The organism is Ditibartonella choladocola (assembly GCF_002007565.1).
GTDB classification, from domain to species: domain Bacteria; phylum Pseudomonadota; class Alphaproteobacteria; order Rhizobiales; family Rhizobiaceae; genus Bartonella; species Bartonella choladocola.
This window is the reverse complement of the sequence record NZ_CP015625.1, coordinates 411,556-424,683: the sequence shown is the minus strand read 5'-3', so window position 1 is coordinate 424,683 and position 13,128 is coordinate 411,556. Positions and strand designations below refer to the sequence as shown.

General features: G+C 48.0%; 8 protein-coding genes and 1 pseudogene. 7 read left to right on the top strand and 2 right to left on the bottom strand.

All coding sequences use genetic code 11. The features are described from left to right. Nucleotides 1–14 precede the first annotated feature (14 nt). Entirely contained in the window at nt 15–239 is a 225-nt protein-coding gene (locus BBC0122_RS13085; RefSeq protein WP_077990755.1) for a hypothetical protein, read from the bottom strand. A 143-nt stretch (nt 240–382) separates the two neighbouring features. Next, entirely contained in the window at nt 383–1,084 is a 702-nt protein-coding gene (locus BBC0122_RS01880; RefSeq protein ID WP_077990753.1) for a cyclic nucleotide-binding domain-containing protein, read from the bottom strand. A gap of 208 nt (nt 1,085–1,292) precedes the next feature. On the opposite strand from BBC0122_RS01880, the pseudogene BBC0122_RS13330 reads away from it, so the two are divergent. The 7 genes and pseudogenes from BBC0122_RS13330 to moaA all read left to right on the top strand — a co-directional run bounded on the left by BBC0122_RS13330 (nt 1,293) and on the right by moaA (nt 12,732). Next, nucleotides 1,293–4,006, top strand: a pseudogene (locus tag BBC0122_RS13330) (nitrate/nitrite transporter). 24 nt (nt 4,007–4,030) lie between these two features. Then, a complete protein-coding gene (locus BBC0122_RS01870; RefSeq protein WP_077990751.1) occupies nt 4,031–7,777 on the top strand; it encodes a nitrate reductase subunit alpha in 3,747 nt (1,248 codons plus the stop codon). Further along, nucleotides 7,774–9,312 (top strand): nitrate reductase subunit beta, encoded by a 1,539-nt coding sequence (gene narH, locus BBC0122_RS01865; protein WP_077990747.1) that lies wholly within the window; start codon nt 7,774–7,776, stop codon nt 9,310–9,312. The genes BBC0122_RS01870 and narH overlap by 4 nt, the downstream gene beginning before the upstream one ends. Next, a complete protein-coding gene (narJ, locus tag BBC0122_RS01860; protein ID WP_077990745.1) occupies nt 9,312–10,010 on the top strand; it encodes a nitrate reductase molybdenum cofactor assembly chaperone in 699 nt (232 codons plus the stop codon). The genes narH and narJ overlap by 1 nt, the downstream gene beginning before the upstream one ends. A gap of 13 nt (nt 10,011–10,023) precedes the next feature. Continuing rightward, nucleotides 10,024–10,746, top strand: a complete 723-nt coding sequence (gene narI / locus BBC0122_RS01855) for a respiratory nitrate reductase subunit gamma (RefSeq protein ID WP_077990743.1) — start codon at nt 10,024–10,026, stop codon at nt 10,744–10,746. A gap of 24 nt (nt 10,747–10,770) precedes the next feature. Continuing rightward, nucleotides 10,771–11,712, top strand: coding sequence for a peptidylprolyl isomerase (locus BBC0122_RS01850; protein WP_210329423.1), 942 nt, complete (start codon nt 10,771–10,773; stop codon nt 11,710–11,712). Nucleotides 11,713–11,724: 12 nt separating this feature from the next. After that, nucleotides 11,725–12,732 (top strand): GTP 3',8-cyclase MoaA, encoded by a 1,008-nt coding sequence (gene moaA, locus BBC0122_RS01845; RefSeq protein WP_077990741.1) that lies wholly within the window; start codon nt 11,725–11,727, stop codon nt 12,730–12,732. Nucleotides 12,733–13,128 lie beyond the last annotated feature (396 nt).

The window sequence follows — 13,128 nt, the reverse complement described above, 5'->3', positions numbered from 1 at the left end:
TGTCGGACAGCGACTTACAAATTCAACGGCTGGCGAAAGATAAAGGGGAAAAAATTCAAAACCGGATTCTCCGCAGTCGACGTGCCTAGCGATAGAATGAACGAGGCTGTCGACGCGATTGAAGTAAATGTGATCGTTGAAGCTCCGACCGAATGGGCTGCATCAATGACAAGTACAATAATCATGATAACAAGAAATAAAAACGAAACGAAACGAAAGATCCGACGAATAAACCGCACAAGAACAATTCCTTATCAATAATGATTTCAGTTCTGAATAATTTCAAGCTCGAAAGACTTCAAGCTCGAACGCATTCACGTTTGGCACTTGAAATTCGGGCAGCCATTCTGAAACCGGTTTTGTATCGTTCGTTTATTAATAATCAAAGAGGCTCGCGTTTGTCGATGAGTTTATCCGGATGGGCAAAATTGATAAGCTTTTGCCTGTCCGTGAAGACAATGCGTGAACCATCAACATTGACACCGTGTTTTGCAACAGTTGCGAATGCACGTGAAAGATTTTCCGGTGTCATACCGAGTTTGAACGCAAGCAGCTTCTTCTCGAACGGAATTTCAATATAATTGGCATCCACATGATAATCGGCTTCAGCCAAAATCCAGTTTGCCAATCTTTCACTGCCATTTCTCAATTTCTGGTTCTTCAACTCCTTGATGGTCGTGCGGTACCGACGCGACAATTCGCGCACCACCGCATGCATAAATGCGGTATCATTATCAATTGCTTCTCTGAACCGCGCTGCCGGAATCATCAGCACCTCGGCTTCGGTCAATGTTCTGGCAGATTGCAAACACACATCATCATTCAAAATAGCTGCGAGAATGAAGAGACTGACCGGCTGGAGAATATCAAGAATTGTTACCCGCCCATGGCTGGTCGCGTACATTTCGACCTGACCATCGACCAATATATAGAGAAAATCCTGCATGTTGTTTTCGCTCACCAGAACCACTCCTGGCGGAAAACGTTGAAAAAAACCCGGCCCCGTTAATGAGTGGAAGGTTTTTTCGCTTGCCTGTGAAAAAATATCAAGATTTTGAATTTTTAATCGATCTTCTGATCTCATATTGTTCCTCTAATTAGCATTTTTTGTTTTTGCCTTAACAAATATCAAGTGCAGCAGAGAAATATTTCAAGCCACAATCATCATTATTTTAAATTAAGCTTTTCTTTTATTTTAAATAAAACTCATTTGATTTTGATCAAGGTGCGCTATTTCACTCATTACTACATACGCCCTCAACAAAAAGAAAGAATTTATCTGGTGCTAAAAAATGGAACAAACTGATACTCCAATCAAAGGCTCTTCAGAGGCACTTTGGCTGAGCTCTTTAGCCTTTACCGTTTGTTTTGCGGTATGGACAATTTTTTCGATTATCGGCATTGCGATACAGAAAAAATTGGGCTTGAGCCAGTCTGAACTCGGACTTCTGATAGCCACGCCGGTTCTCACCGGCTCACTCGTGCGTATTCCACTTGGCATCTGGACTGAACAGATCGGTGGACGCATTATTTTTGTATTATCAATGCTCGCCTCCGCTTTATCGACGTTTCTTCTCACATTTGCCCACACCTACACGTGGATGTTGGTGGCAGCTCTTGGAATTGGCATTGCCGGTGGCACATTTTCTGTCGGCGTTGCCTATGTTTCGCGCTGGTTCAGCGCCAAAAGACAGGGTCTCACACTGGGTATTTTCGGTGCAGGCAATGTTGGTGCAGCCGTCACAAAACTTGGCGCTCCATGGGTGATGAGCTGGTGGGGTAGCTGGGAAGGTGTGGCCTATATCTGGGCACTGGTGCTCGTTATCACGGCGGTGATCTTCTGGCTCTTTACGTCCGATGATCCTGTGCTTGTCGAACAACGCCGTTCAGGCACAAAACCGCAAAGTGCTTTGCTTGAACTGGCACCTTTAAAGAAACTGCAAGTATGGCGTTTTTCCTTCTATTACTTCTTCGTATTCGGTGGATATATCGCTTTGGCAACGTGGTTGCCGCACTATTTGCAGGATGTTTATTCGATTGATCTGTGGCTTGCCGGTGTTATCGCAGCACTCTATTCGATACCCGCGTCACTCTTCCGTGCCTATGGCGGTTATCTTTCTGATAAATTCGGTGCACGCCGTGTCATGTATTGGACACTGACAATGTGTACAATTACATGTTTCATCCTCTCTTACCCGCCGACACAGTACACGGTTGAAACGGCCAAAGGTCCATTCACCTTTACATTCGCTATCAGCCTTGTCGGTTTTGCCCTGATCGTTGCCATACTTGGCTTCTTCATGGCTCTAGGGAAAGCGGCTGTTTATAAGCATATTCCGGTTTATTACCCGAAAAGCGTCGGTGCCGTTGGTGGCCTCGTCGGTATGATGGGCGGACTTGGCGGTTTTATCCTGCCAATTCTCTTCGGTGAAGTCCTCGACATCACCGGCGTCTATTCAACCTGCTTCATGATTTTATTTGTCATTTCACTCGCGGCACTCATCTGGATGCATGTTTCAATCCTTCTGATGGACCACCGCAAATTGGTAGAGCTCGGGCAAAAAACGCCTGAATTTCAGGAGTAATTCGCATGTCCAATCAAATTAATAAAGGTTATGTATTAACCGAATGGAATCCCGAAGACAACAGCTTCTGGAACAATTACGGGCGCAAAATTGCCAACAAGAATCTCTGGTTGTCTATTCCGGCTCTGCTTTTAGCTTTTGCTGTGTGGCAGGTTTGGTCGGTGGTTGTGGCTGAATTGCCGCGTGCCGGTTTCAAATTCAGCTCGACACAATTGTTCTGGCTTACCGCTTTACCGGGGCTTTCAGGCGCAACACTGCGTATTTTCTATTCCTTCATGGTGCCGATATTCGGTGGCCGCCGCTGGACGGCGCTCACAACCGCTTCTTTGTTGATACCGGCACTCGGAATCGGTTTTGCGGTGCAGGACGTCAACACCCCTTATTGGATCATGGCGCTTCTTGCACTATTGTGCGGCTTCGGTGGCGGAAACTTTTCCTCCTCCATGTCGAACATCTCGTTTTTCTACCCGAAAGCCGAAAAAGGTAAAGCGAGCGGCCTTAATGCCGGTTTGGGCAATCTCGGTGTGTCGGTTGTGCAATTTGTTGTCCCGCTCGTTATTGCCACCAATGCCTTCGGCTGGTTGGGCGGCCACCCGCTCACAGTGACGCAAGCGGACGGTTCCACTTCCGAACTCTGGTTACAGAATGGTGCTTTTGTTTTCGTACCCTTCATTGCTTTATCAGCCATATGCTGCTGGTTCGGAATGAACGACATTGCCGATGCCAAGGCTTCATTTGCCGATCAGGCTATTATTTTCAAACGCAAAGACAACTGGTTGATGTGCGTTCTTTATATGGGAACTTTTGGCTCGTTCATCGGTTTTTCTGCTGCATTCCCACTTTTGATGCGGTTGACTTTTCCGGATGTTAACGTGTTGCACTATGTATTCTTGGGACCACTGATTTCGGCACTCGCACGTGCGGGATTTGGTGGCGTAAGCGACAAAATCGGCGGTGGACGTGTAACCTTCTGGGCATTCATCCTGATGATGCTTGCTCTGGGTGCCGCACTCTATTTTGTTGCTAATCCCGGAAGCGCCATTGCTTTCCCCGGTTTCTTTGCTGCATTCATGGTTTTGTTCTTTGCAACCGGTGTTGGCAATGCTTCAACCTTCCAGATGATACCGGTTATTATGAGCCGTGTTATCGACAAGACCATGCCGAACGCCACGGAAGAACAAAAACGCCATCAAAGCGACCGTGAATCGGCTGCAATCACCGGCTTTACTGCCGCCATTGCTGCCTATGCCTTCTTTCTTATACCCGTAAGTTTTGCACTATCCAAAGATGCAACGGGTGGCCCGCAAGCCGCACTTTGGGGATTTATGATTTTTTACGTTATTTGCCTCGCCATCACATGGTTCTGTTACATCCGTAACGGTGCAATCCTCCATGTCGAAGGTCGTCGGACACAAAAATAACGCTGTAAGTTAAGGAGACCATTGATGAGTCTACTACTCGATCGCCTGAATTTTCTGGCACGAAAAAAACAACCGTTTTCTCATGGACATGGTGTAACAACCGATGAAAACCGCTCATGGGAAGACGCTTATCGCAAACGCTGGCAATATGACAAAATCGTGCGCTCCACGCATGGTGTCAATTGCACCGGCTCGTGCTCGTGGAAAATCTACGTCAAGGGTGGTATTGTCACTTGGGAAACCCAGCAGACCGATTATCCGCGTACCCGCCCCGATCTCCCCAACCATGAACCACGTGGCTGTCCACGGGGCGCAAGCTATAGCTGGTATATGTATTCGGCAAACCGTGTAAAATATCCGCTGATCCGCTCGCGTCTCATCAAATTGTGGCGCAAGGAACGCGTGGTAAAAACACCGGTCGGTGCATGGGCTGCAATTCAGGAAAATCCTGAAAAGCGGGCTGAATACCAGAAGGTACGCGGGCTTGGTGGCTTTGTTCGTTCTACATGGGACGAAGTCAACGAGATTATCGCTGCTGCCAATTCTTACACAATCAAGAAATATGGTCCCGACCGGATTATCGGCTTTTCGCCGATTCCGGCAATGTCCATGGTCTCCTATGCTTCCGGTTCGCGTTACCTGTCACTTCTGGGCGGTGTATGCATGTCTTTCTATGACTGGTATTGCGATTTGCCGCCTGCTTCACCTATGACATGGGGTGAACAGACAGATGTGCCTGAATCTGCCGACTGGTATAATGCCGGTTTCCTTATGCTTTGGGGCTCTAACGTGCCGCAAACCCGCACACCGGACGCGCATTTTTATTCGGAAGCCCGCTATAAAGGCACAAAATCGGTGGTGGTTTCACCCGATTATTCGGAAGCAAGCAAATTCGCCGATCTCTGGCTTCATCCCAAGCAAGGAACCGACGCAGCACTTGCCATGGCGCTCGGCCACGTTATTTTGCGCGAATTCCATCTGGAGCGTCAGGCTGAATATTTTGAAGATTATTGCCAGCGCTACACAGATATGCCGATGCTCGTCAGACTGGTTAGCAAAAATGGCCACTTCATTCCTGACCGGTTGCTGCGTGCCTCCGACTTTGCCGACAAGCTCGGTGAAACCAATAATCCCGAATGGAAAACTGTTGCCGTTGATATGAAAAGCGGTGATTATGTTGCGCCACTTGGCTCATCCGGTTTCCGTTGGGGCGAAAAAGGCAAATGGAACCTTGAATCAAAAGATGGCAAGGGCCGTGATGTCACATTGGAAATGAGTTTCATGCTTGAAGGCGAGCATGACACCGTTGCCGATGTCGATTTCCCCTATTTTGCAAGTCGCGAACACAGTTTCGATGACGGCACAGATCATGAGAGCATTCTCACACGCAAAGTACCTGCCCGCAAATTGAAATTGCCGGAAGGCGAGGTTGTTGTCGCCACCGTTTTTGACCTGTTCGTTGCCAATTACGGCTTGGAACGTGGCTTCAAAGACAAAAACTGTGCAACCTCCTATGATGACAACATCCCTTATACTCCCGCATGGGCAGAAAAGATTACGGGCGTTTCGCGCGACAAAATCATAACCGTTGCGCGGGAATTTGCCCGCAATGCCGAAAAGACCAAAGGTCGCTCGATGGTTATTCTCGGTGCCGGTATCAATCACTGGTACCATATGGATATGAACTATCGCGGCATTATCAATATGCTTGTTATGTGCGGTTGTATCGGCCAATCCGGAGGTGGCTGGAGCCACTATGTGGGACAGGAAAAATTGCGCCCGCAAACCGGTTGGGCTCCGCTTGCTTTCGGTCTTGACTGGTCGCGCCCGCCACGCCAGATGAACGGTACGTCGTTTTTCTATGCCCATACCGATCAATGGCGCTATGAAACTGTGAAAGTCAGCGAATTGTTGTCGCCAACTGCTCCCGAAGGGTCGTGGGATGGTGCATTGATCGACTATAATATCCGTGCCGAGCGCATGGGATGGCTGCCGTCGGCACCACAATTGAAAGCAAATCCGATCAACCTTGTTAAAGAAGCGGAAGCTGCCGGTAAAGAAACGAAGGATTATATCGTCGACGGTCTGAAATCGGGCAGCCTTCAAATGTCGTGCGAAGATCCGGATGATCCGTTAAACTGGCCACGCAACATGTTTGTCTGGCGCTCGAACATTCTCGGTTCATCAGGTAAAGGGCACGAATATTTCCTCAAACACTTCCTCGGCACGGCCAATGGAGTGTTGGGCAAGGATCTGGGAGATCAGGGACGGGTCGAGACCAAAGAAGCCGTCTGGCACGACGAAGCGCCGGAAGGCAAACTCGATCTTCTCGTCACACTCGATTTCCGTATGTCTACAACCTGTGTCTATTCCGATATCGTGTTGCCGACTGCAACATGGTACGAAAAGAATGACCTTAACACGTCGGACATGCACCCCTTCATCCACCCGCTTTCAAGCGCGGTTGATCCGGCTTGGGAAGCAAGATGCGACTGGGATATTTTCAAAGGCCTTGCCGAGAAATTCTCCGAAGTATCGAAAGAAGTGCTGGGTGTTGAAAAAGATGTCGTTTTGTCTCCGAGCCAGCACGATACTGCGGGCGAGCTTGGTCAGCCATTCGATGTCAAGGATTGGAAAAAGGGCGAAATCGAACCCGTTCCCGGCAAAACAATGCCGGCCATTGCAGTGGTTGAACGCGACTATCCGAATATCTACAAGCGTTTTACCGCCCTTGGGCCTTTGATGAAAAAGGTCGGTAATGGTGGCAAAGGTATCAACTGGAAAACCGAAGAGGAAGTCGATCTCGTCGGCCGTATCAATGGCGTTGTTGAAGATGAGGGTGCCACAAAAGGCATGCCGAGCATTGCAACCGATATTGATGCAACCGAAGTCATTTTGACCCTTGCACCTGAAACCAATGGTGAAGTTGCCGTCAAGGCATGGGAAGCTTTGGGTGAACATACAGGACGCGACCATACGCATCTCGCATTACCTAAGGAAGACGAAAAGATCCGTTATCGCGACATTGTTGCCCAGCCGCGTAAAATCATTTCGTCACCCACGTGGTCTGGTCTTGAATCAGAAAAAGTCTGCTATAATGCCGGCTATACCAATGTTCACGAATTGATCCCGTGGCGCACTATCACCGGTCGCCAGCAACTTTATCAGGATCATTTGTGGATGCGTGCCTTTGGTGAAGGTTTCTGCGTTTATCGCCCGCCGATCGACACCAAAACGGTAACAACGGCGATCGAAGCCAAGGCCGGTGACAAGCCGCATCTGATTTTGAACTTCATAACCCCGCACCAGAAATGGGGTATCCATTCGACCTATTCCGACAATCTGTTGATGTTGACTTTGAACAGAGGCGGACCGGTTGTCTGGATTTCGGAAAATGACGCTCAAAAGGCCGGTATTGTCGATAATGACTGGGTGGAAGCTTTCAATGCCAATGGTTCGCTTGTTGCCCGTGTCATCGTTTCACAGCGCATGAAAGACGGAACGGTCTTCATGTATCATGCCCAGGAAAAAATCGTGAATGTTCCTGGCTCGCCTTTAACCAAACAACGCGGAGGGATCCATAACTCGGTGACCCGCGTTATTACCAAACCGACCCATATGATCGGCGGCTATGTCCAGCAATCATACGGTTTCAATTATTACGGCACTGTCGGTGCCAATCGCGACGAGTTTGTGGTGGTACGCAAACTTGACCATGTCGATTGGATGGATGGTGAAGCAAATTCAGCAATGAAGGAGGCCGCAGAATGAAGGTTCGCGCGCAAATAGGTATGGTTCTGAACCTCGATAAATGTATCGGTTGCCATACCTGCTCTGTCACCTGCAAAAATGTCTGGACGAACCGTGAAGGCGTTGAATATGCCTGGTTCAACAATGTCGAGACCAAACCCGGCATCGGTTTTCCCAAAGATTGGGAAAACCAGAAACGCTGGAATGGCGGCTGGATAAGAAAATCGAATGGCAAGATACGTCCGCGCATGGGCGCAAAATGGCGCGTTCTCTCCAAAATTTTTGCCAATCCCGATCTGCCGGAGATTGACGATTATTACGAACCGTTCGATTTCGACTATGAGCATTTGCAAACGGCAAAAGAGTCAAAAACCATGCCGGTTGCCCGTCCGCGCTCGAAGATTACCGGCGAGCGCATGGAAAAAATCAAATGGGGCCCGAATTGGGAAGATGTGCTTGGTGGCGAATTTTCCAAGCGTTCCGAAGATTACAATTTTGCCAATGTCGAAAAAGAAATTTACGGCGAATTTGAAAATACATTCATGATGTATTTGCCACGTCTTTGCGAACATTGCCTCAATCCTGCCTGCGTGGCCGTTTGCCCATCGGGAGCGATTTATAAGCGCGAGGATGACGGTATTGTTCTCATCGATCAGGAAAAATGCCGCGGCTGGCGTATGTGTGTTTCAGGCTGCCCCTATAAGAAGATCTATTTCAACTGGTCTTCCGGCAAATCGGAAAAATGCATTTTCTGCTATCCGCGCATTGAAAGCGGTATGCCGACTGTTTGTTCGGAAACTTGTGTCGGGCGTATCCGTTATCTTGGTGTGATGCTTTATGATGCCGACAAGATTTCCGATGCTGCTGCTACAGAAGGCGAACAGGATCTTTATGAGGAACAATTGAAGATTTTCCTTGATCCGAATGACCCTGCTGTTATCGAACAGGCACGTAAAGACGGTGTCAGTGACGAATGGATTGAAGCCGCCCAACATTCGCCTGTCTATCAAATGGCAATGAAATGGAAAGTAGCCTTTCCGCTTCATCCTGAATATCGCACTTTGCCGATGGTCTGGTATATTCCGCCGCTTTCGCCGCTGCAATCGGCAGCCGAAGCCGGCAAGCTTGCAATGGACGATTTTATTCCCAATGTCCGCTCGTTGCGCATACCCGTGCGTTACCTTGCCAATTTGTTGACTGCCGGTAAAGAAGCACCGGTTGTTTCGGCACTTGAACGTATGCTTGCCATGCGTGCTTATATGCGTGCGAAATCTGTCGATGGTGAATATCGTCCGGAATATGCGGAAAAAGTCGGCATGACACCTGAAATGATCGAACACATGTATCAGGTCATGGCGATAGCCAATTATGAAGACCGTTTTGTCATTCCGACATCCCACCGTGAAGTGAGTGAAGATGCCTATGATCTGCGCGGGTCTTGCGGCTTTTCATTCGGCAACGGATGTTCGGGCGGCAATTCAAAGGGTGATCTTTTCGGCTCAAAGGGTAAGAAAGTCGTCACAACACCGACAGACTTATTGAAGGAGAGCGCGTAATGAATTCCGATCTCAAAATCATTTCCTTACTTTTAAGCTATCCGGATGAAGAATTGCAGCAATCGGGCAATCTCATCAGAGCAACGCTCGATCAACTTTCCGATCTTGATGCGTCAGAAATTGTCGGCCTGAAAAGTCTGGTCTCGGCAATTTCCGATCGTGACATTTATGAAGTACAGGAAGACTACGTTTTGCTTTTTGACAGAACGCGGTCTTTGTCGCTCCATCTTTTTGAACATGTATACGGCGAAAACCGTGATCGTGGACAGGCGATGGTCGACCTCAAGGACATGTATGACGAGGCCGGTTTTGAAATCGACGTTCACGAAATGCCGGATTATCTGCCGATGTTTCTGGAATTTCTGTCAACAAGAAGTGACGAAGAAGCCCGCCATCTTCTTGGCGAAACCTTGCACATCATTTCGGCTATCCGGCAGAGATTGCAAAAACGCGGTTCCGTTTATGCAGCAGCTTTTGTTGCTCTTGAAAGCCTGTCTGGCGAACGAGCCGACGAGGCACTAACGGCCGAAATCGTCAACCGTAAAGAAGATGACCCGAATGACCTTGAGGCTCTCGACCGCATCTGGGAAGAAGAAGCCATTACTTTCGGTGGCAATCAGGGTGAAAATGATTGTGGGCCTGACCGGTTACAACGTCGCATCCGTGCCCAGCACCGCGATGCTTCAACGCAAATTTAAGGATAGAGAGACAATGTTGCACTTTTTCCATACACTCATATTCGGGGTCTATCCCTATATTGCTTTGACTGTTCTGGCACTTGGCTCGATTATCCGTTATGACCGCGAGCCTTATACATGGCGTGCAAGTTCCAGCCAGTTGTTGCGTCGTAAACAATTGATGTGGGGTTCTGTTCTTTTCCATGTCGGTGTGTTGTTTATCTTTTTAGGCCATTTTGTCGGGCTTCTCACACCGATAGCCGTTTGGGATGCTCTAGGCGTCAGCCATAGTTTCAAACAGATTGTTGCAATGACAGCCGGTGGCATTGCCGGAGCCATGGCCATTATCGGCGCAACAATGCTTGCCCACCGACGTTTGTTCGACCCGCGTGTCAGGGCAACGTCAAGCACAACAGATACATTGATTATTCTTCTGTTGTGGGTACAGCTTTTCCTCGGCCTTGCAACCATACCTTTTTCGATGCAGCATCTCGACGGGCATGAAATGGTCAAGCTGATGGATTGGGCACAGGGAATATTCACCTTCAACCTAGCAGCTTCAAGCTATATCACCGATGTGGCTTTCGTATTCAAACTGCACCTTTTCCTCGGTCTTACCATTTTGCTTTTATTCCCGTTTACACGTCTCGTTCATATGCTGAGTGCGCCGGTGCGTTATATCTGGCGTCCGGGCTATCAGGTTGTTCGCAAAAAAGAACGCCTGCCCGTTCACATCCGTAGAGAAGTAACGGAGTAAAACTTCGGATAAGGGAATAATTTTATGGCAACAAGGGTTAAAATCGAACATTCGGGATTAAGAAAAATAGTGGTTCCCCCTTCCCCCACCAAGCAGGAAATCGACACCAGAATTCCGCCGAAAGCAAAGCCACTATTTAAAGAAGTCAGCGTCAATGGCGTTGTCATTCCCGAAGTTGATATTCTGCAAGAAGCACAAAATCATCCGGCTCGAACGCCGGGTGAAGCGCTTCTTGAAGCCGCGCGTTCATTGGTTATCCGTGAACTTTTGTGGCAGGAAGCAAAAAATAAAAATCTTGTTCCCGATAATGAAGACAGCCCACGGGAAGAGAGTGCGGGGGAGGATAATGGGGCGCAAGATAATGCCCGCCAGACAAAGCTTGATGCTGCAATCTCTGCCCTTCTTGAAAGTGAAATAAAAACACCTGAAGCAAGTGAAGAAGATTGCAAAGCTTTTTATGATCGTGACCCGTCACGCTTTTCAACCGAAACGATCTGGCAGGTTAGACACATTCTCGTTAGCGCCAATCCGAAAGACAAAAAGGCTTTCGATCAAGCACGCGAGAAAGCTTATGCCATTTTGGAACAGGTGAAAAAAAATCCGCAAGACTTTGCCACAATTGCGAAAGATATTTCTTCCTGCCCTTCAGCGGCAGAAGGTGGTAATCTTGGTCAGATAACGCGTGGCTCGACTGTGCCGGAATTTGAAAATGCTTTGAAAAAAGCAAAAAAACCAGGGCTATTGATGCAACCAATCGAGAGCCGTTATGGTTATCATATTGTAGAAATAAACCAGATTATTCCCGGAAAAATTCTTCCGCTGGAATTGGTAAAAGAAAAAATCGCTGCCTGGCTGGAGGCGTCAAGCTGGTCAAAAGCTGTTCAACAATATATAGCAATTTTGGCCGGAAAATCCCATATCACGGGTATTGATTTAAAATCCGGTGAGGGACCTCTTGTCCAGTAAGGAGTTTAGAGAGTGCAAAAAACACCAGAATCAAAGTTGGTTGATCCTTTTGGCAGAAAGATCAGCTATCTGCGACTTTCTGTAACCGATCGTTGTGATTTACGCTGTGTTTACTGCATGGCGGAAGAAATGGTGTTTTTGCCCAAAAAAGAGCTTCTGACAATCGAAGAACTCTACCGTGTTGCCAGCCGGATGATTGATCTTGGTGTCACCAAAATCCGTCTTACCGGTGGAGAACCATTGGTTCGGCGCAACATTATGGTCTTGTTTGAAATGCTGGGTAAGCATCTCGGACATGGCCTTGAAGAATTGACATTGACAACCAATGGAACATTGCTTGCCCGTTATGCCGAGGCACTTGTTCAAAATGGTGTCAAACGTGTCAACGTTTCTCTCGATACACTTGACCCTGTCCGCTATCACCAATTGACCCGTCGCGGTGATATTGCCCATGTGCTTGCCGGTATTGATGCGGCACAAAAAGCCGGATTGAAAGTTAAATTGAACGCTGTTGCCATGCGTGGCGGCTTTCTCGGTGAAGTTGACGATCTTATCCGTTTTGCCCATGGGCGCGGTATGGATTTGACAGTCATTGAAGAGATGCCAATGGGCTATACCGGTCATGACCGTTATGAAACCTTCCTTTCACTCGGTGCTTTGCGCAAAAGTCTCGAACAACGCTGGACATTGGTTCCGGATGCCCATTGTTCAGGCGGCCCTGCCCGTTACGTAACAGTCAAGGAAACGGGTGGCAGACTTGGTTTCATTACCCCGCTTTCTTGTGATTTCTGTGCTTCTTGCAATCGTGTGCGCATCGGTTCGACAGGCAAACTTTACCCTTGCATGGGGCAATCCGGCATGGTCGAATTGCGTGAAGCCATCAGAAGCTCGGAAAGTGATGAAAAACTCACCGAACTTATCCTGAAAGCAATCGACAGCAAGCCAAAGGGGCATGAATTTTCGATCGAAAAAGATGGTATTTGCGGATTAAGCCGCCACATGTCGGAGCTTGGCGGCTGATTACCACCTTCAGCATAAAAGCTTAGAGAGCCATTCCGGTAAAACTGAAAACACAGTGAAAAACCGGAAGCACTGGCCGCTCGACTTATTATCGTTATAGCACACCTTATTATCGTAACAGAATTATCGTAACAGAAATTGTGCTCGCTGCCCCAACTTCGTAAACCGGTGGCTTTCAATGATGGTCGAGAGCCATGAATTGTCGATGGTTGAACACACGTGCCATTAGTTTTTTAGAGCATTTTTAGAATGTGTAGAGCAGACTGTCAAACCGGATTTTACGTGATTTTTCTGCTTCAAACCGGTTCGTTCCAAAACGCCCTTCCACCGGCTTTCAACTGACAAAAACTTGTGCAATCAACCTTTCCATCAAATAAAATAAGCACTGTAACGGAC

What these genes read in the sequence shown, in the direction of transcription:
- BBC0122_RS01870 (WP_077990751.1), top strand. Translation starts at nt 4,031, where the DNA reads ATGAGTCTACTACTCGATCGCCTGAATTTTCTGGCACGAAAAAAACAA.
- narI (WP_077990743.1), top strand. Translation starts at nt 10,024, where the DNA reads ATGTTGCACTTTTTCCATACACTCATATTCGGGGTCTATCCCTATATT.
- BBC0122_RS01880 (WP_077990753.1), bottom strand. Translation starts at nt 1,084, where the DNA reads ATGAGATCAGAAGATCGATTAAAAATTCAAAATCTTGATATTTTTTCA.
- BBC0122_RS01850 (WP_210329423.1), top strand. Translation starts at nt 10,771, where the DNA reads ATGGCAACAAGGGTTAAAATCGAACATTCGGGATTAAGAAAAATAGTG.
- narH (WP_077990747.1), top strand. Translation starts at nt 7,774, where the DNA reads ATGAAGGTTCGCGCGCAAATAGGTATGGTTCTGAACCTCGATAAATGT.
- narJ (WP_077990745.1), top strand. Translation starts at nt 9,312, where the DNA reads ATGAATTCCGATCTCAAAATCATTTCCTTACTTTTAAGCTATCCGGAT.